14 protein-coding genes, 1 tRNA gene and 1 pseudogene are annotated in these 20,182 nt (G+C 46.2%); 9 read left to right on the forward strand and 7 right to left on the reverse strand.

Features of this window, described 5'->3' with window-relative positions:
* Positions 1-9: 9 nt before the first annotated feature.
* Both folK and folB read right to left on the reverse strand, forming a co-directional pair.
* A complete protein-coding gene (gene folK / locus SOHN41_RS13705) occupies positions 10-513 on the reverse strand; it encodes a 2-amino-4-hydroxy-6-hydroxymethyldihydropteridine diphosphokinase (RefSeq protein WP_007650003.1) in 504 nt (167 codons plus the stop codon).
* Between the two features lie 50 nt (positions 514-563).
* On the reverse strand, positions 564-920 hold the full coding sequence (folB, locus tag SOHN41_RS13710) for a dihydroneopterin aldolase (RefSeq protein ID WP_007650004.1): 357 nt from the start codon (positions 918-920) through the stop codon (positions 564-566).
* A 269-nt stretch (positions 921-1,189) separates the two neighbouring features.
* Between folB and plsY the strand changes: the two genes are divergently transcribed.
* The gene (gene plsY, locus SOHN41_RS13715) at positions 1,190-1,801 is read left to right on the forward strand and encodes a glycerol-3-phosphate 1-O-acyltransferase PlsY (RefSeq protein WP_007650005.1); all 612 of its coding nucleotides are present in this window, start codon (positions 1,190-1,192) and stop codon (positions 1,799-1,801) included.
* A 97-nt stretch (positions 1,802-1,898) separates the two neighbouring features.
* On the opposite strand, the gene tsaD is transcribed toward plsY, so the two are convergent.
* Positions 1,899-2,915 carry a tRNA (adenosine(37)-N6)-threonylcarbamoyltransferase complex transferase subunit TsaD gene (gene tsaD / locus SOHN41_RS13720; RefSeq protein ID WP_007650006.1) on the reverse strand — a complete coding sequence of 339 codons (1,017 nt, stop codon included), beginning with the start codon at positions 2,913-2,915 and terminating at the stop codon, positions 1,899-1,901.
* A gap of 215 nt (positions 2,916-3,130) precedes the next feature.
* Here tsaD and rpsU point away from each other — a divergent pair, with 215 nt between their 5' ends.
* The 5 genes from rpsU to SOHN41_RS13745 all read left to right on the forward strand — a co-directional run bounded on the left by rpsU (position 3,131) and on the right by SOHN41_RS13745 (position 7,918).
* The gene (gene rpsU, locus SOHN41_RS13725; protein ID WP_006080725.1) at positions 3,131-3,346 is read left to right on the forward strand and encodes a 30S ribosomal protein S21; all 216 of its coding nucleotides are present in this window, start codon (positions 3,131-3,133) and stop codon (positions 3,344-3,346) included.
* A 6-nt stretch (positions 3,347-3,352) separates the two neighbouring features.
* On the forward strand, positions 3,353-3,796 hold the full coding sequence (locus tag SOHN41_RS13730) for a GatB/YqeY domain-containing protein (protein ID WP_007650007.1): 444 nt from the start codon (positions 3,353-3,355) through the stop codon (positions 3,794-3,796).
* Positions 3,797-3,879: 83 nt separating this feature from the next.
* Positions 3,880-5,604 carry a DNA primase gene (gene dnaG / locus SOHN41_RS13735; protein WP_007650008.1) on the forward strand — a complete coding sequence of 575 codons (1,725 nt, stop codon included), beginning with the start codon at positions 3,880-3,882 and terminating at the stop codon, positions 5,602-5,604.
* Positions 5,605-5,741: 137 nt separating this feature from the next.
* The gene (gene rpoD, locus SOHN41_RS13740; RefSeq protein ID WP_007650009.1) at positions 5,742-7,586 is read left to right on the forward strand and encodes an RNA polymerase sigma factor RpoD; all 1,845 of its coding nucleotides are present in this window, start codon (positions 5,742-5,744) and stop codon (positions 7,584-7,586) included.
* A 255-nt stretch (positions 7,587-7,841) separates the two neighbouring features.
* A tRNA-Ile gene (locus SOHN41_RS13745) sits at positions 7,842-7,918 on the forward strand.
* Positions 7,919-8,157: 239 nt separating this feature from the next.
* On the opposite strand, the gene SOHN41_RS13750 is transcribed toward SOHN41_RS13745, so the two are convergent.
* From SOHN41_RS13750 to SOHN41_RS13765, 4 genes and pseudogenes are all read right to left on the reverse strand, one after another.
* Complete coding sequence (locus tag SOHN41_RS13750) at positions 8,158-10,278, reverse strand: methyl-accepting chemotaxis protein (protein WP_007650010.1); 2,121 nt, start codon at positions 10,276-10,278, stop codon at positions 8,158-8,160.
* A gap of 231 nt (positions 10,279-10,509) precedes the next feature.
* Positions 10,510-11,406 (reverse strand): fructokinase, encoded by an 897-nt coding sequence (mak, locus tag SOHN41_RS13755; RefSeq protein ID WP_007650011.1) that lies wholly within the window; start codon positions 11,404-11,406, stop codon positions 10,510-10,512.
* 201 nt (positions 11,407-11,607) lie between these two features.
* Positions 11,608-14,264 (reverse strand): annotated as a pseudogene (locus SOHN41_RS13760) (glycoside hydrolase family 3 protein).
* An 83-nt stretch (positions 14,265-14,347) separates the two neighbouring features.
* Positions 14,348-15,643 carry a sugar MFS transporter gene (locus SOHN41_RS13765; RefSeq protein WP_037459182.1) on the reverse strand — a complete coding sequence of 432 codons (1,296 nt, stop codon included), beginning with the start codon at positions 15,641-15,643 and terminating at the stop codon, positions 14,348-14,350.
* A 268-nt stretch (positions 15,644-15,911) separates the two neighbouring features.
* Between SOHN41_RS13765 and SOHN41_RS13770 the strand changes: the two genes are divergently transcribed.
* The 3 genes from SOHN41_RS13770 to SOHN41_RS13780 are packed head-to-tail and all read left to right on the forward strand — an operon-like array spanning position 15,912 to position 19,666.
* Positions 15,912-17,267 carry a GH1 family beta-glucosidase gene (locus SOHN41_RS13770; protein WP_037459185.1) on the forward strand — a complete coding sequence of 452 codons (1,356 nt, stop codon included), beginning with the start codon at positions 15,912-15,914 and terminating at the stop codon, positions 17,265-17,267.
* A gap of 10 nt (positions 17,268-17,277) precedes the next feature.
* Positions 17,278-18,606, forward strand: a complete 1,329-nt coding sequence (locus SOHN41_RS13775; RefSeq protein WP_007650026.1) for a glycoside-pentoside-hexuronide (GPH):cation symporter — start codon at positions 17,278-17,280, stop codon at positions 18,604-18,606.
* A 55-nt stretch (positions 18,607-18,661) separates the two neighbouring features.
* Positions 18,662-19,666, forward strand: a complete 1,005-nt coding sequence (locus SOHN41_RS13780) for a LacI family DNA-binding transcriptional regulator (protein WP_007650027.1) — start codon at positions 18,662-18,664, stop codon at positions 19,664-19,666.
* Positions 19,667-20,182: the final 516 nt, after the last annotated feature.

Genomic DNA, 20,182 nt, shown 5'->3' on the forward strand with positions numbered 1-20,182 from the left:
ATCAATAAATTAAAACGTCAGCCCTACAGGCCACTCAAACGTCACAGGCCAAAGTCGCTGTGAATCTTTATCATACTCATCCCAGAGTGTTGCATAGCTCTTATGGAGCACAGGGTGGATTAATTCCGGAGCAAGTTCAGATAAAGGCCACAACACAAAAGCGTTATTGACTATTTCGGCTCTGGGCAACACCACTGGGGTTTGGCACACAAGATCATCAAAAAGCAGTAAGTCTAAATCCAATGTCCTTGGGCTAAATTTCTTAGCGCCCACAAGCCGGCCGTGATTCTGCTCGATTTGCTTAAACAGCGCAACTACCTCGGCAATATTCAAATCGGTTTCGGCGCTTGCCACCATATTTAAAAAATTTGTCCCGCTAAATCCCACGGCCTCACTTTCATACATAGAAGAAAGTTTTAGTGGACCAAAGCATTCTCTTAATGACCGCAATCCCGCCTGTAAATAGCGACTGGGTTCAATATTACTGCCTAAACTAATGTAAATAAGTGCCATGCAGATGTCCGAACAGTCTTTAAAAACGACAATAATTCACTACTAATATGTTATGCCTGTTGTGAGCGCTCAATTTCAACCCCAACTGAGGCGGCAGTCGCAACGGCGCCTGGCTTCATCACAACCACCTTAACCCAAGCGACGTTAAATTCACTCAACAAACATTCGGCAACACGTTCAGCAACAGTTTCAATAAGTTCAATGGGTTGCTCGGTAATCAATTGGGTGATCCGTTTAGAAACCGTTTCATAGCAAAGTGCGAATTGATAGTCATCACTCATTGCCGCAGGCTTATTGTCCCAAGCCATATCTAAATCTAGAAATAAGCTCTGCTGGATTTTCTTTTCCCAGTCATAGACACCTATCACAGTATCAACACGTAATTGCCGTATAAGTACCTTATCCATACAATCTCCAACTTACTCATTACTATGAGGTCTGATAAGCTAAACACGATAGAGTCTGTATAATCCACCGTGTTCCAACAGACGACTAATTTACTTTCTACTCGCGCTAATCCAAAGTAGGATAAGGCCCTAAAGGGATTTGTTCGTTCAGAAATTATCTCTGTTTTTAATAATAGCGTTATCGCATTAACCTATGACCGAATACACACGCCAAACAGGCCTTTTAAATTGTGGCGCGATAATACCTTAAGACGCGTAAGGAAACCAATGTGAGTCCATTAACACTGACACTTTTGATGATTGTGAGCGCCTATTTGGCAGGCTCAGTCTCAAGTGCTGTGCTGGTATGTAGGATGAGAGGTCTGCCGGATCCAAGATCCCAAGGCTCTGGTAACCCAGGAGCAACGAATGTGTTGCGAATCGGAGGGGCAAGCTCGGCGGCTATGGTGCTATTTTTTGATATGCTCAAAGGCGCCTTACCGACTTATCTTGCCTATTTAATGGGGATCGATGCCATCTCCCTTGGACTTATCGCCATCGCGGCTTGCTTGGGGCATATCTACCCTATTTTCTTTGGCTTTAAAGGTGGCAAAGGGGTGGCAACCGCTTTCGGTGCCATGGCTCCTATTGGTGATGATCTTGCCATTTGCCTTATGGCTTCTTGGGTCGTATTACTGCTCATTAGCCGCTACTCTTCCCTTGCTGCGATAATTACCGCCCTACTCGCCCCACTTTATACCTGGTGGCTGGACGATAGATTTACCATCCCCGTCGCCATGTTATCGACACTGATCATCATACGCCATAAGGAAAACATTCAGCGGCTTCTCAAAGGCGAAGAATCGAAAGTGTCACGTAAAAGACGTCCCAAAACACCTTAAGAAGGCCTGAGAGATGGCGCGAAAAACCAAATCGAGAGGCCAATAAAAACAGCGCATGATGCGCTGTTTTTATTTTGCTTATTTTATTCGGGATGACTCAAGCGACGGGAGGTAAGGTATCGAGTGACCATCGGGGTTGACCTTTTACCGCTAAATCTTCGCATTGCCCTGCCCTTAAGCGTTGCAATCCGGCAAAGGCAATCATAGCGCCATTATCGGTACAAAATTCCCCGCGGGGATAATAAACTCGACCACCGATCGAAGCCATCATCTCGGCCAGGGTTTCCCGTAGACGAGTGTTGGCACTCACTCCACCGGCTATTACTAAACGGTTATAGCCCGTTTGTTTTAATGCGCGGCGGCATTTTATCGCCAAAGTATCAACCACGGCCTCTTCAAAGGCCCTAGCAATATTAGCACGAGTCTGCTCATCATCGGGCTCTGCGGCAATGGTATTGGCGGTAAAGGTCTTTAGCCCTGAGAAACTAAAATCTAGCCCAGGTCTATCCGTCATAGGACGGGGAAATTGATAACCCGCAGGCACGCCTTTGGCGGCAAGTTTCGCCAAACGAGGGCCACCAGGGTAATCCAAACCCATTAATTTTGCTGTTTTATCAAAAGCTTCACCAGCAGCATCGTCAACTGATTCACCGAGCACTTCATAAAGACCTATGCCATCGACTTTGACCAACATCGAATGACCACCAGACACTAACAGCGCCACAAACGGAAACTCTGGTGCATCATCTTCCAGCATGGGCGCGAGTAAATGCCCTTCCATATGATGCACCCCAATCGCGGGCTTATTCCATGCAAACGCCAGCGAACGTCCAACGCAGGCACCGACTAATAGGGCGCCAATCAACCCTGGCCCCTTGGTATAGGCAATCCCATCGAGATCAGCAATATCAGTATTCGCATCTTTAAGTGCCTGACGAATAAGTGGCACTATCTTACGCACATGATCGCGGGAAGCTAATTCAGGCACCACACCACCGTAATCTGCATGCAATTTCACTTGACTATATAAAGCATGGGAGAGTAATCCCAGCCCATCGTCGTAGACGGCAATGCCTGTCTCGTCACAGGATGTCTCAATACCTAAAACCCGCATGGTGCCTCATCAGAAAATAATAAAAGGGCGTCAATTCTACCTGCATGCAAACAATTACTCCAGTTACATAGCCCTATATTCTCCCCGTCCGCAAACACAGTCCTGTATTAGGGCTTTACAAGCCTAGTTGTCTCGGTATAAAATTCCGCACCATTTTAAATAGACTTGGTTCGAGCAATTGAACCACACAACCTACACCTAAGGGGTGATGGCGTATGCCAATTATTAAAGTACGTGAAAACGAACCATTCGACGTAGCTCTGCGTCGTTTCAAGCGCTCTTGTGAAAAAGCTGGTATTTTAGCCGACGTGCGTGCTCGTGAATTCTACGAGAAGCCAACTACTGCACGTAAGCGCGCAAAAGCAGCTGCAGTTAAACGTTTAGCTAAAAAGCTTTCTCGCGAAAACGCACGTCGCGTACGTTTATACTAATCTCTTATGAGCCTAATTGATCAGCTAAAAGACCATATGAAACAGGCCATGATCGCCAAAGAGAAGGCGAGATTGGGGACTATTCGTATGGCATTAGCCGCCATTAAACAGATTGAAGTGGATACCCGCGAAACTCTGACTGATGAGCAGGTTATAGCTGTCTTAACCAAAATGGTGAAACAACGTCGTGATTCGATTGCTCAATTTGAAGCAGCGGGTCGTAACGAGTTGGCCGAAGCGGAAGCAGCAGAGATTCAAGTCATTGAAGCTTTCCTGCCGACTCCCCTCACTGAGGCGGAAATCGCAGCGTTCATCGATGCAGCTATTGTCGAAATAGGTGCATCCTCCATGGCGGATATGGGCAAAGTAATGGGAGCATTAAAACCTAAAGTTCAAGGACGTGCAGACATGGGCGCTATCGGCGCTATGATCCGCGCAAAATTGCAATAATTAGCGTTTCAATGTATGAACAAGCCGTGCCTATGCGCGGCTTGTTTGTTTAAATTCGCTCTAGGCGAGATTTTAAGCACTCAATGGCAATACCTCGTGATTTTATCAATGAGCTAATCGCTCGCACCGACATTGTCGAGTTAATCGATCGTAAGGTGCCCTTGAAAAAGGCGGGTAAAAACTACTCGGCCTGTTGTCCTTTTCATAGCGAAAAATCACCTTCGTTTACCGTTAGCCGTGATAAGCAGTTTTATCATTGTTTTGGCTGCGGTGCCCACGGCAACGCCATCGATTTTGTGATGGAATATGACCGACTCGACTTTGTTGATGCAATAGAAGATCTGGCAGGACAACTTGGGTTAGAAGTTCCCAGAGAGCAAGGTGTAGGCAAACGCCATGATGATGGCTTAAGCCGCGACTTATACCAATTAATGGAAGAAGCGAGCCGCTACTTTCAGACCCAGCTTAGACAACACCAAGATAAACAAAAGGTCGTCGACTACCTCGCCTATCGCGGCTTATCCGATGATATAGTGGAACATTTTGGTATTGGGTTTGCGCCCGATGGTTGGGACGGTTTATTGGGCCGCTACCGTCAAAACCAAGACGCACAGGACAAACTGCTTACCGCCGGCATGCTGATCAGCAATGACAGCGGTAAAAGATACGACAGATTCCGTGACCGGCTTATGTTTCCTATCCGCGACCGTCGTGGCCGTGTGATTGGATTTGGTGGCAGAGTATTGGGAGATGGCACCCCCAAGTACTTGAATTCACCAGAAACGCCTATATTTCATAAGGGTAATGAGCTTTATGGTCTATACGAGCTAAAGCAACGTCATCGCGATCCTGACAAGGTGCTGATTGTCGAGGGTTATATGGACGTAGTTGCCCTTGCACAATACGGTGTCGACTATGCTGTGGCCTCCCTAGGGACATCCACTACGGCGGAACAGTTTCAATTGTTACTTCGTAGTGCCAAGGAAGTCGTTTGCTGTTACGACGGAGATCGTGCAGGCACAGAGGCAGCGTGGCGAGCCTTAGAAACGGCGTTGCCGCTCTTAAAGCCCGGTGATCAAGTGCGATTTATGTTTCTGCCCCAGGCAGAAGATCCGGACTCTATGGTACGAAAAATAGGTAAAGAAGCCTTCGAAACTCTGATGAATAGCGCCATATCGCTACCCGAGTTTCTCTTCGATACCCTAGCGACAAAATACGGTACGGATAAAGGTAACTTAGCCAAGCAAGCCTTTATCCTAATTGAAAAAATTCAAGATACTGTGCTACAAAATTTGCTGCTTGAGAACTTAGCTCACAAGCTCGGAATGAATAGTTCAGATGATATGAAGAAAAAGCTAGGATTTAGTGTCAAACAAACTAAGCCTACCGCTTCAGCAGGACTCAAAGGACGCGGTACCCCTTTGCGACTCGCCATCGCACTGTTAGTACAGCATCCTCAGCTGGGAATGGGTTTACCCCCACAGCCCGCACTTAACCACCTGCAGATGCCCGGCATAGATTTGCTGCCACTGCTGCTCAATTTAACTCGAGAGCATAAGTTAAACAGCGCACAACTACTTGAACAATTCAGAGATAGCCCACATAGCGGCACACTCCATAAATTGGCCCAATGGGACCATCAAGTGGCGGATGAAAACTTAGCTGAAAAGTTTAAACAGACCCTAGTTTGGTTGAACAATCAATATATTGAGCAGCGATACCAGGAATTGAGTCTCAAACAGACTCATACTAAAGAAGAGAAGATACAGCTACAGAAGCTGATCTCAGTCATGAAAGGATTGAACTGAGGCAAAAAATGTCCTCATTCACTATCCCAGTGACTAGCACAGATATGTGCACACGGCTATAATTGACGATTTGCGCGGCACTTAGCTTAAAGTTAACTGTCCGTCGTTGTAACAGTTTCCCAACTTGGATGATATCTATGGATCATACTCCGCAGTCGCAACTCAAGCTGTTGCTTGCCAAAGGTAAAGAGCAAGGTTACTTAACCTATGCAGAAGTGAACGATCACTTACCTGCAGACATGGTCGATTCTGACCAGATCGAAGATATTATCCAGATGATAAATGACATGGGTATTCGGGTGTTCGAAGAGGCCCCTGATGCCGATGACATGATGATGTCGGAAGACAACACCGACGAAGATGCAGCAGAAGAAGCTGCGGCGGCCCTAGCCACAGTAGAGAGTGAGCTTGGTCGCACGACGGATCCCGTGCGCATGTACATGCGTGAAATGGGAACCGTCGAGCTTCTGACCCGTGAAGGCGAAATTGTTATCGCCAAACGCATCGAAGAAGGCATCAACACAGTTCAAAGCTCAGTCGCCGAATATCCACAAGCGATCGCCATGATCCTTGAACAGTTCGACCAATTTGAGGCCGATGAACTGCGTCTGTCTGATATTATCTCTGGATTTGTCAACCCAGATGAAGAAGATGTCGCGCCAACAGCCACTCACATCGGCTCAGAACTGTCGGATGAAGATCTTGACGATGAAGATGACGAAGATGAGGACGATGAAGAAAGCGGCGATGACGATGATGACGGCAATAAAGGCCCTGATCCTGAAGAAGCACGTGAACGCTTTAGCCAATTAAGAACCGCCTATGAAAATGCGCTCAAAATCATTGAAGCTAAAGGTCGTGAACACCCAGAATCGGTCAAAGCCCTATTCGAAATCGGCGAAATCTTCAAAGAATTCCGTCTAGTCCCTAAGCAATTTGACCGTTTAGTGAAAAGCATGCGTTCTATGATGGACCGTGTGCGCGTGCAAGAACGTTTGGTGATGAAGCTTTGCGTTGAGCAAGCCAAAATGCCGAAGAAAAATTTTGTTAAATTCTTCACCGGTAACGAAACCAATCTGGACTGGTTCCATGCCGAAAAGGCCTCAAACAAACCTTATGCCGAAGGCTTAAGAATGGTTGAGGAAGATGTGCTGCGCTGTCGTAGCAAACTTGCCGCCGTTGAAGAAGAAACAGGCTTAGCCATTGCGGCAATCAAAGATATCAACCGCCGCATGTCCATCGGTGAGGCTAAGGCCCGTCGTGCGAAAAAAGAAATGGTTGAGGCCAACTTACGTCTAGTGATTTCTATCGCCAAGAAATACACCAACCGTGGTCTACAATTCTTGGATTTGATCCAAGAAGGCAACATAGGTCTGATGAAAGCGGTAGATAAGTTCGAATACCGCCGTGGTTATAAGTTTTCAACCTATGCCACTTGGTGGATCCGTCAGGCGATTACCCGTTCAATCGCCGACCAAGCTCGCACCATCCGTATTCCAGTGCATATGATCGAAACGATCAACAAGCTGAACCGTATTTCTCGCCAAATGCTACAGGAAATGGGCCGTGAACCCTCCCCTGAAGAGTTGGCAGAGCGTATGATGATGCCGGAAGACAAGATCCGTAAGGTACTGAAAATCGCTAAAGAACCTATCTCCATGGAAACCCCAATCGGTGACGATGAAGATTCGCATTTAGGCGATTTTATCGAGGATACCACCCTCGAGTTACCACTGGACAGCGCCACTAGCGAAAGTCTCAAGAGCGCGACCCATGAGGTATTAGCAGGCCTAACTGCCCGCGAAGCAAAAGTGCTGCGTATGCGTTTTGGTATCGATATGAATACCGACCACACACTGGAAGAAGTGGGTAAACAATTTGACGTAACCCGTGAACGTATCCGTCAGATTGAAGCAAAAGCACTGCGTAAACTGCGCCACCCTTCACGCTCAGAAATCTTAAAGTCATTCCTAGATGAATAGACAGTTACAAGCCTAAAATAAGCTAAGTAATATTTGAAGCCCTGCCTATGCAGGGCTTTTTATTGCCTTTCCCACGCCAATATCCGTATAAGCACGGTATGGAAGCATTAAATTTAGGCGACGATGGCATTTAAGTTGATTAACAGATAACCAATTGAATCAGTTGTGTGAATTTCAAACCAAAACACGGGTGACAAGCGCAAACAAGCTTAGTATACTTCCTCCCGCTTTAGGTAATGACGATTGCCTCTAGTCGGCCCCTTAGCTCAGTTGGTTAGAGCACACGACTCATAATCGTTAGGTCCACGGTTCAAGTCCGTGAGGGGCCACCACCCGATTCAACGAAAAAGCCCATTGTAAAATGGGCTTTTTTGTATCTAAAATATTTTCCCCACCGATTCGCCATGTATATACAGCCGACTCCCTAACTGATTGACTGTTTTATAGCTTCAGCTTGTGAGCTGTTAATTACCATCACCATAAAAATAGGCCCTTTGATAAGTGCTTAATCAGCAACACAATCAAAGAGCCTATTTAAAATCAATGAGCCAATTCAGTAAATATCTGCGCGCTAGGTTTTTAACTTACCTAACTGCTCATGCTGCTGCTTCACTAAGTTAGCCAATACCACACTGCTTTGCTGCGCCTCGCCCGCAAGGCGAGCAAGTTCAGAGGCCGAATCAGAAATACCGGTAATATTGCGATTAACTTCTTCAGTCACCGCGCTCTGCTCTTCTGCAGCGGCGGCAATATGGGTTACTTGGGCCGAGATCTCTTCTATCTGACTGACCATAGAGTTAAGGGATATCAGTGCTTGTTCGGTTTGCGAAACTGCCATTTGCGCGCGCTCGGCCCCTTTATCAATAATCCCAGAAGCACTGTGCACCTCTTTTTGCAATGCATCGATAAGCACGCTGATATCATCGGTTGAACTTTGGGTTTTAGAGGCGAGCGCCCTCACCTCATCGGCGACAACCGCAAAACCACGACCTTGCTCTCCCGCCCTAGCCGCTTCAATGGCTGCGTTTAAAGCGAGCAAGTTAGTTTGCGCGGCAATGGAGCTAATCACCTCAAGGATGCGGCTGATATTTGTGCTACTTTCAGCGACTTTACTGACGGCAATTTTTGCCTGCATCGATTCTTGGGACATGGTCGCCACAAAGTCCATCGCCTTGGTTAGGCTTTCTTCACTGTGGCGAATATTACGAGACATGGCCTCTGTCTCTGAGGCTGTTTGTTCCGAGGCTTTAGCGACTTCGAGAGCCGTCGCGCTCATTTGATTTACGGCTGTGACCACACTTTCAATTTCACCATACTGCCGATGCACACTGTCACGGGTTAGTTGGGCAATTTTTGCCGAGGATTGGCTTTCCTCTTGGGTACGACCCGCTAAGGTTTTTAGCTCTGCAATTAAGTTCTTTAACTTATAGATGAAGGAATTAAACCCTTTTCCAAGGGCAATCAATTCCGCATGGGCATCCACTTCTATCGATTGAGTGAGATCGCCCTCTGCACTGGCTAAATGCTCAACACGACCTTGGATCATCTTAAGAGGAGAGATGATACTGCGGATAACGAGACTAATAGTCACCACGGCAAGAACTGAGACGACTAAACCCACAATCAATAATAGGCTGCCTAATGAGGCCGCCATTTCATCCATTTTATCGTGGAGTGCGATCGAACTCTTATAGGCCTGCACCTTAGGGACTTGGATAGCTAATGACCACTCGGCATTGGCGAGGGGAATTTTGATCGGATAAGCAACGATAATCTCATCGTCATTCATCATGTACTTGCCATTCTTGTGTAACGAGATGATTTGCGAAGCCAATTGAGGATCGACCGATTCGGATAAGGGCCGAGCTTTTTTACTGTAATGGCTGGCCGCAACCACTAGACCTCGGGTACTTAAAAGGGTCACTTTGGCCTGACCGTCATAGAGACTCTTTGACAGCGTATCAATCAGGGACTGAAATACTGGCAAATTGACATCCACCCCTACCACACCAATAAATTGTTTATGCTTAAGTACAGCCACAGTCAACGACGTCATTAACGCGGTATTACCAGGGGTAATTTCGTATAAATAAGGTTCCATCAGACAGGGTTTGAGAGTCTCTTTAGCACACAAATACCATTCAGCATCTCTGATCCCAAACTCATTCAAACTGCTGAGGTACTTTTCTGCCGAATCATCAACCTGTTGATGTTCAACGCTACCATCATCATTGCGAGTGTAATAAACCTCTAGGGCGCCCGACGAGGTCACACTATGGCTCACCTGAACATTCAGAAACTCGCTATCGAGACCATCGTAACCATTAGGTTCAAACTGGGCATACATAGAAGAGACCTGCGCATTCTTCCTGAGCACTGCCGCCACTGTAAGTTCTAAGCGATCACGCTTTAAGGGTAATTCTTCTGCGGTACTTTCAAGCATGCCAGCGAAAGAAAAGGGGATCCGGTAAGCTTCATTAATAAATCCAGCGACCATTTCACCATACTCGCCGGCGCGAGCTTCGAGCTTATCGCGGGTTTCGTTTTGTAAGCTATTTTGTACTTGCTCGGATAACTGAGCGTTTTGATCCGATAGCATCCACCAGAGGCTGATTGATAAAATTGCGACTATCGATAGGAACAAGGCGGAAGTGATCCACAACAACTTAGTACTGATGGACAAATGCTTCATCGAGTAAACTCCAAAGGATAGAAGGTCAAGAGCCTAAATATTTTGATCTAGTTCATTTTTATTTTTGCTTCTCAGTTTAAAAAATAGCACTCAGAATAGGGATTACCAGTGCCAAAGATAAAGAATTGTTACTAACAAGTAAAACTTTTGGGTGATAAAATAAAAAAGACCAAATTCAAATAAATGAACTCGGTCTTAAATATCAAACACTATTTCAGATTGAGCCTAAAATTAGCGTCCCCACAACCAAGCGGCACCACGCACGCCCGATGAAGCGCCATAACAGTTTTTAACAACCGGTGTGTGGCACTCACGGCCAACTACATATAACGGTAAGACTTTTGGCAATTCAGTGTAAATAGCATCGATGTTAGACACACCGCCGCCTAGGACGATAACATCAGGATCTATCATATTGATCACATGGGCCAATGAGCGAGCTAAACGATCAATAAAGCGATCAAATGCCTGAGTCGCCAGCGGATCGCCCGCTTGCATCATTTGGGCAATTTCAATACCGCTGTCAGCAACACCACCTGCGGCGCGAAAATCGCGTACAAAGCCCGTCCCTGATATAAAAGTCTCGATGCAGTCTCTGTTACCGCAAAAACACGTCGTGGTATTAAATTCATCGGCTTTCATCCAAGGCAAAGGATTATGACCCCACTCGCCACCGATACCATTACCACCATCATGCACTTGCCCTTTGATGGCGATACCTGCACCACATCCAGTACCAATAATGGCGCCAAAGACCACTGACTTGCCAGCAGCGGCGCCATCGACCGCTTCTGATACGGCAAAACAGTTCGCATCATTGGCGATCTTTACCTTACGGTTTAATCGAGCGCCCAGATCCACATCGAGGGGATGACCATTGATCCACGTTGAATTGGCATTTTTAACTAGGCCAGTAAAAGGGGAAATCACCCCAGGAATACCTATGCCTATCGTGGCTGTTTGCTGCAAGCTTTCTTCAACTTCTGTCACGAGTGCGACTAACGCATCGACTGTCGCAACATATTCTCTCGGTGTTGGGATGCGTTTACGAAACACTTCTTTACCAGCGTCGTCTAATGCGACTAACTCGATTTTTGTGCCACCAAGATCGATACCTATTCGTAACATCAACTTACTCCATCTCAATATATTTAACGCAAAGCGGCTCTGTAAAGCTCGGCTCTACTGCCTGATGCCATACACTGTAATTGAAAACTAACTCAGGCCAAAAACAACATTAGCCCCTGTCAAAGGAAAGACTGTTTATTACAGCAAGCAATGAAGGCGCAGTCGTCATTTGAACGACTCACTGCGCCTCGGGGTTTTATATTATGGGCACTCGACCGATGCCATATTCATCGTCTTTGGCTTTAAGATGATATCGCTAAAACTGATATCCACAACGCCCGATGAAGATAATGTGAATGGAGAGATAATTTTACCAAAATCAATCCCCTGCCCCTGATAACAAGTGAGATCTATATTTAGCTCACTCCAAGTATCAAGGTTTAATGCGCTTAGCCGAGGGCTGATATCCACATGGGCTCGACAATCGCCTTCACAGGTCATACCGACATTAACTGGCGCAGTAATCGATGAACCTACTTTGACTTGCATACTGAGCACTGACTTACTCGCCAGATAAGCTCGTAAGTCTTCAGGGAAGTTCCCCTGCAGGCTCACAAAACCAAGCGCTTTACCGTTGAAGCTGACATGGCGGGCATCTTCTTGTACTTGTTTATCAAGAGTTTTGATCGTGACAACATCATTCGACTGCGTGCTGCTCGCGATAGGTTCCATCGAAACCTTGTCACCTTGAACACTGCCAATCAACATTTTCCAAGGCGCCTTTACGGCACGCTCGAATAACGGCTTCTGGCTGAGTTGCACTTGCTCACTGAAGTTATCTTCGGACAGGCGATTCGATAATAACGCAGGTGCAGTACTATCAGCCTTATCCGCATAGCTTAGACCATAGCCATAGGGTAAGAGTGGCGAATAATCACTGTCGTGAACATTCACTTGAGTTTGCTGTGGTGTCGACGGCCATGAGAAAGACAATTTGCCATTAAAGTCATACTGCACATCGCCATTAGCCTGAGTGAATAACACTTCGGCAATCCCAGAGCCTTCGGAGCCAGGTAACCAAGCGGCGACAAAAGCGTCGGAGGCATTTAACTCAGGATTGACCCACAAAGGTCGACCGCTGATAAACACAGAGACCACAGGAACCCCAGCGGCTTTAAGCTTGTGCAATAAAGCTAAGTCACGCTTATTCCCCCTTTGATACTCAAGATTATCGATATCTCCATTGCCTTCGGCATAGGGCTCTTCACCAAATACCACAATCGCCACATCGGGTTTATTCGCAGCATCGAATTGGCCATCAACACTCAGCACTGCGCTACCGCCGCTGGCAGAAACCACCTTTGCTATACCGGCATAAATCGATGTCGCGCCGGGGAAATCGGCATTTTGATTATCTGTACCCTGCCAAGTAATAGACCAACCACCCGATTGCTTGCCAATATTATCGGCGGCATCGCCTGCAACGAGCACCTTAGCCTTGGGCGATAACGGCAGTAAATGCTGATTGTTTTTAATAAAACCAATGATTCACGCACCGCTTGGCGCGCAACGTCCCTGTGGCTCGCTTGGCCAATTAACTCAGTTTTACCCGATAAAGGGCGCTTAGCAGGACTGGGCTTTTCAAATAATCCCGCCCGAATTTTCACCCGTAGGATACGGCTCACTGCATCGTCAATCCGCGCTTGACTGATCAAGCCCGACTTAACTTGCGCGATAGTGTTTTCATATAAGGGCTTCCATGCGGCTGTAGGCACCATAAAGACGTCTAAGCCTGCATTTACGGCCTGGGGACAGGATTCATTGCTGCAACCTTCAACCTGCCCATGGCCATTCCAATCGCCAACGACAAAACCATCAAAGCCCATGCGGGTCTTAAGCACATCGGTCAATAAATAAGGATTACCGTGATTTTTAGCGCCGTGCCAACTATTGAATGAGGCCATAACAGTTTGCGCGCCCGCGGTTAACCCGCCGACATAACCTTGGGCATGAATATCAAACAAGGCTTGTTCGGATGCGAGATTATCGCCCTGATCATCTCCCGCTTCGGTACCACCATCCCCTAAGAAATGTTTTACCGTGGCGATAACATGCTGATCCGATAAGAAGTCTTTATCATTGCCACCTTGTAATCCCTCGACAATCGCGTGGGAATAGGACTTAACGATGACAGGATCTTCAGAGTAACCCTCATAGGTTCGTCCCCAGCGGTCATCACGCACTACGGCGACAGTCGGCGCAAATACCCAATCGATCCCAGTCACCATCACTTCTTTGGCGGTGATCGCAGCAATTTGCTGAATAAGCTCTGGGTGATGGGCCGCGCCTAATCCTATGTTATGTGGGAACAGGGTTGCGCCAATCACATTGTTGTGACCATGAACCGCATCCGTCCCCCACATGGTTGGGATATTGATGCCATCGAGCGAATCATCCACAGAGGCTTGAAACATAGCGTCGGCTAAGGCAATCCAATCTGCTGGTGTCGCATGTTTATCTTGGTTCGGGTAAGAACCTCCACCATTCAAATAGGAACCAAAGCCATATTTGCGCATATCTTCGACCGTGATATCGCGGATCTCAGGTTGGATCATCTGTGCGACTTTCTGCTCTAGCGTCATTTTTGCAAGTAAATCTGCGACTCGCTTTTCAACATCCGGCTGATTTTTATGGGGGATAGTTAACTGCGGCCAAATATTAATATCGGTAGACTTGCCAGCGATACTGTAGCCATTCGGACTATTGGGTAAGCTAGATGCGACCACATCATTCGGTGTTACAGACTGACTAGGCTCTGTTTCCTGTTCTGTTTTACTGCATCCACTTAAGCTGGCGCTGATCAGCACAGCCAATAAACTCAAGCTAAACGCTTTGGGTATCAATGCGATAACGCTCATAATTCTCACCCTTAAAAAATACAATGTCTTAATACACACGCCGTGTGCGCATCCATGTGGTTAATCGTCGTGTTTTAATGGATTTAAAATCTTGGTCTTGGGGCATCACAACCCTTGGCGCCGTAATAGGCGATAAAACCATAACAAAGCAGCGGTAAAATAAAGGCCAATTGGATACCAAAATGATCGGCTAAGACACCTTGAAATAAGGGCACAATCGCACCGCCCACAATCGCCAAACATAAAATGCCTGAGCCTTGACTGGTGTGTTGCTCAAGATCTTGCAATGCCAAGCTGAAAATCGTCGGGAACATAATAGAGTTACATAGCCCAACTAACAGTAAGGCCCACATCGCCATCGCCCCAGTACTGAACATGGCTAAGGCCACCAACAGGCAAGCACAAATTGCATTAAAGGCTAACACTTTGCCAGCCTTGATTTTTTGCATTACGGCCGCGCCCATAAAACGCCCAACCATAGCGCCACCAAAATAGTAGGCAATGTAATGGGCGGCTTCGGCGTGGGTGTAACCGCCAATATCGGGCTGAACTAAAAAGCTAATCAGAAAACTACCAATGGCGACTTCGGCCCCCACATACACAAAAATCCCCACGCTACCGAGAACAAGATGTGGATATCGCCATGCACTGCCCAGCACCTTAGCACTGCTCGCTGGCAGTTTTTGCCCTAAAAATGGCAACTTTAACAGCATGAAAATCACCGCCAGCACAAATAAACTGGCCGCTAAAATCAAATAAGGAACTTGTACCGTGCTCGCTTGAGCCGCAGTGCTGGCCACAACATCGGGTGCGACCTCTCCCGTCATTTGATGTGAAGTCGATAAAATCAACCAACTGCCAAAAAACGGGGCGACTGTGGTGCCAAAGGAATTAAACGCTTGGGTCAGAGTGAGTCTTGATGAGGCAGTTTTCGCGGGTCCCAGCACGCTAACGTAGGGATTAGCCGCCACTTGTAGAATCGTAATGCCAGAGGCTAAAACGAAGAAAGCGCCAAGGAACATCCAATAGGAAGCGAAACTCGCCGAAGGATAGAACAATAAGCAGCCTAAGCAAGCTATACCAAGCCCGGTGACTATGCCTTTTTGATAACCAATCTTGCCCACAAGTGCACCCGCAGGGATTGAGACAATGAAATAAGCCCCAAAAAAACAAAACTGCACCAGCATGGCTTGAGCGTAGTTCAGCTCAAACATATTTTTTAAATAAGGTATTAAGATATCGTTAAGACAAGTGATAAATCCCCACATGAAAAACAACGATGTTAATGCCACTAAAGCGAACTTAAAGTTGCCACTCTGGTGCACACTCGTTGCTGCCTCACTCACCGCACTCGCCTCAGTTTCATTTACTATCGCCATATTTGCCCTATTCTCCCCAACCGATTACCTAGATAAAAACCGTTTAATTTTCTCGGTCAATATGGCGTGATTAATTTATCCGAATCACATATTGACCTTTTTATGATTAGTCACTAACCTCGATGTAAGCGCTTTCATTGTTAACATGTCGATAACCAAAGTCAATATTTTTAGTGACTGTCGGCAAGCATCTTTACTCTTTTTATCTTGAACTCTGTGTTTTAAATCGCAGGCATAAATTCAAAAATATAATTAAGTGACTGAATATATGAACATATCCTTACCAAAGAACTCGATACTCCAAAGTGAAGCATTTACTTTTGGTGTTGCGACCTCTTCATTTCAAATCGAAGGTGGCGTGGACTCTCGCCAACCCTGTATTTGGGATACCTTCTGTGCAACACCGGATAAAATCCGTGATGCCTCCAATGGCAATGTTGCCTGCAACCACTTGAATCTATGGAAAGAAGATATCGCCTTGATCGCGTCACTCGGGGTTGATGCCTACCGTTTTTCAATCGCATGGGGACGGGTCTTAAATCAAGATGGCAGCATTAATCAGCAGGGAGTTAATTTCTACATTGGGATTCTAGACGAGCTAAAACGTAGAAATATCAAAGCATTTGTCACGCTTTACCATTGGGATCTGCCTCAACATATTGAGGACCAAGGCGGCTGGTTAAACCGAGATACAGCTTACCTTTTCAAAGATTATGCCGACAAAATAAGCCAAGCCTTCGGCGACAGAGTCTATTCCTACGCCACCTTAAATGAACCCTTTTGCAGCTCATATTTAGGCTATGAAGCAGGCATTCACGCCCCCGGTTTAATGAAAAAAGCCTATGGCCGCCAATCGGCTCACCACCTATTGCTCGCCCACGGTTTAGCGATGCAAGTACTGCAAAAGAACAGCCCTAACAGCATGAATGGCATAGTGCTTAACTTCACACCTTGCTACGCATTAACAGAAAGTGCCGCCGATATTCAGGCCGCAAAACAAGCCGATGATTACTTTAACCAGTGGTATATCAAGCCCATTTTCGATGCCGCTTACCCAGACCTTCTCACAGCATTAGCGCCAGAAGACAGACCGGAAATTCACGACGGTGATCTTGAACTTATCAGTCAACCAATTGATTTTTTAGGGGTTAACTTTTATACCCGCGCTGTTTATCAGGCCGATGCAGAACAAGGATTTGTACAAGTTGATTTATCTGGGGTACCTAAGACCGACATAGGCTGGGAGATCTATCCGCAAGCCTTTACCGAGTTACTGGTTTCTTTAGATCAAACCTATGATTTACCACCTGTTTTCATCACAGAAAATGGCGCCGCCATGGACGATAAATGTATTGATGGGCGTATCGATGACTTCGATAGACTCAGCTATTACCAGCACCATTTAACCGCTGTAGACAATGCCATAGTACAAGGCGTTAACATTCAGGGTTACTTTGCCTGGAGCTTGATGGATAATTTTGAGTGGGCCGAAGGCTACTTAAAACGTTTTGGTATAGTCTATGTGGATTATGCGAGCCAAACCCGAACAATAAAAGCCAGTGGTCAAGCCTACAGCGACTTGATTCGCTCAAGGGCTCACTTAACTAATAACAATAACAAATAAGACGAACGCCATGATTAGCATAAAAGAAAAAATAGCCTATGGGCTTGGCGACACTGCCAGCAACATCGTTTTTCAAACCGTTATGCTGTTCCTTACCTTTTTTTACACCGACATTTTTGGCATTTCACCTGCCTTTGTCGGCACTATGTTTCTACTCGTTCGGTTAATTGATGCTGTCACCGATCCTTTAATGGGGGCATTAGCTGACCGCACGAATACGCGCTGGGGGAAATTCAGGCCTTACTTACTTTGGTTTGCCCTGCCCTTTGGGCTTATCAGTGTATTGACATTTACGACCCCTGATTTATCTGAAAATGGGAAAATGATTTATGCCTTCGTAACTTACACGGCATTGATGATGGTATATACCGCCATCAATATTCCCTATTGCGCCTTAGGCGGGGTACTGACGGCCGATCCCAAAGAGCGGGTTTCGGTGCAATCCTATCGGTTTGTGTTCGCTATGCTCGGTGGCTTACTGGTCTCAGGACTCACGCTGCCACTCGTCGAATTTCTCGGTAAAGGCGACCAAGCCAAAGGGTACCAGCTCACGATCCTCGCCATGAGCATCTTAGGTGTCGCCATGTTTTTGGCCTGTTTCTGGGGCACAAAAGAGCGCTTACATCCGCCAGTGGATCAAAATTCCAGCTTTAAACAGGATGTTAAATACCTATTACAAAATGACCAATGGCGAGTGTTATCAGCCGCCGCTGTTTGTCTATTATCCGGCATGGTATTACGCACTAGCCTAGCCATTTACTACGTAAAATATTTCCTTAACCTGCCGGATATGATCACTCTTTTCATCACCTTAGGCATGGTCGGCAATATTTTCGGCTGTATTCTCGCAGAACCATTAGCCAAGCGAGTTTGTAAGGTCAAAGCCTATATTGTGCTACAACTCCTCGCCGCAACCCTGTGTGTACTGCACTTTTTTGTCCCTAAGGATCAAGTTGTTCTCGCCTTCACTCTTTACATTATCTGGGGATTTACCTTCAATATGGCCACCCCATTACTCTGGGCTAAAATGGCGGATACGGTCGATTATGGTCAATACAAAACGGGCGTGCGTATCACAGGTATGATTTACTCCTCGGTGATTTTCTTTATCAAGCTTGGAGTCGCTATTGGTGGGGCGGCCGCAGGATGGTTACTGGCAAGTTATGGTTATCAAGCCGATGCAGCTCAGAGTGAAACGACGCTCAATGGCATCTTAATTTCATTTACCCTCTATCCCGCTATCGGCTCAATTTTAGTCGCATTTATCATGCGTCGTTATACGCTAAATAACCAAAAAGTGGATGAAATTCATCTGGAATTAAATAGAGCCACCCAATAAAATTATGCTAATCTTCAAGGCATTGTACTTTTTAGTACCTCTAATTTGAGACGATATGGCCACTATTTACGACGTTTCAGTACTTGCGGGCGTTTCACTTGCGACTGTGTCACGGGTGATGAATAAAAATACCAATGTCAGTGAGAAAACCAAACAAAAGGTATTAGACGCTATGGCTCAGTTGGGCTATCGCCCCAATGCGATAGCCCAATCATTAGCGTCCAATTGCTCAAATAGTGTGGGCGTCCTAGTATCACAATTGGATGGTCCATTTTATGGGCCTATGATGACTGAAATTGAAGATGCACTGCGTAATGCGGGTAAACATGTCATTATTGCCGCGGGTAAAAGCAATGAATCCCTAGAAAAGGATGCGGTGCAGTTTTTACTGGATCGCGGCTGTGATGCATTGATTATCGACATGGAAGCGGTTTCAGATGACTATCTTATCGATCTCTGTAAACAGAGCACGCCAATAGTGCTGATTAACCGCTACGTTGCCGCCATACGTGAACGTTGTATTTATCTCGATAATGAGCTTGGTGGTTATCTCGCGACTCAACATATGTTGTCGTTAGGGCATAAACATATTGCTTATATATCAGGACCTTTATTCAAATTAGATGCTAGGCAACGCCTGATGGGCCATAAAAAGGCGCTCGCTGAATCGGCCATTCCCTATGAAAGCGAACTGTTCTATGAAGGGACGTTTAAAGAATCGAGCGGTTGCGATGGCATGCGACATTTACTCAGCTTACAACGGCCGTTTACTGCGGTGATTTGCGCCAATGACCAAATGGCATCGGGGGCGATTTCAACCTGCCTTGAACATGGGCTTAGGGTGCCTGAAGATTTATCCTTCATAGGTTATGATAACATCCCGTTTCCCCAGTATATTTCCCCTAAGCTCACCTCAGTCAGTAACCCCATCCATGAAATGGGTAAGATGGCGGCGTTCTGGGTATTAAAACACGTTTACAATAAACCGGATGTGGAAATTGTAAGTCATTTTACGCCCTCATTATTTGTAAGAGATTCAGCAGGTAAGCTAATAGAATAGCTAAAGAGTGAAGACTAGTACTGCCCTAGCCTGGCCATATCTTTGAGCTGCTACCCTGGGAGCAATGCACTGCGCCTTCTCGTTAGATTTCACGGCACAAGTGAACAAGCCGGGCTCAAAAACGGAACAAAAAATGGCCTGCAAACCCATAAAACTCACTCGGCGTGGACTTTTTAAAGGGACTTTTTAAAGGGGCTTTAACGAATGTTAACGATGCTTTTCGCATCTTTAAAACACGCATATATCGTCGCCCCACTTTCAGCCCCAACGGCACCCTAATCACTCCCTTTTAGGCGAGAAAACCACTGACAAAATGGTCAATCATCCTCGCTAGTACAAAAACTCCCTCAAATTTGAGCATTCACCCTAAGCGTAAAATACCATTTCACATTTCATTAAGCGGGTTTAGCCTCCCATTTCTCACTAATAGCATCATAATTGTGTAACAAAATATAAAATTAGTTTCATTTTAAAACAATGAGTTAGAATGTACGCACAAACGGAATAGCATTATTT

This window comes from Shewanella sp. HN-41 (genome assembly GCF_000217915.1).
Classification (GTDB): domain Bacteria; phylum Pseudomonadota; class Gammaproteobacteria; order Enterobacterales; family Shewanellaceae; genus Shewanella.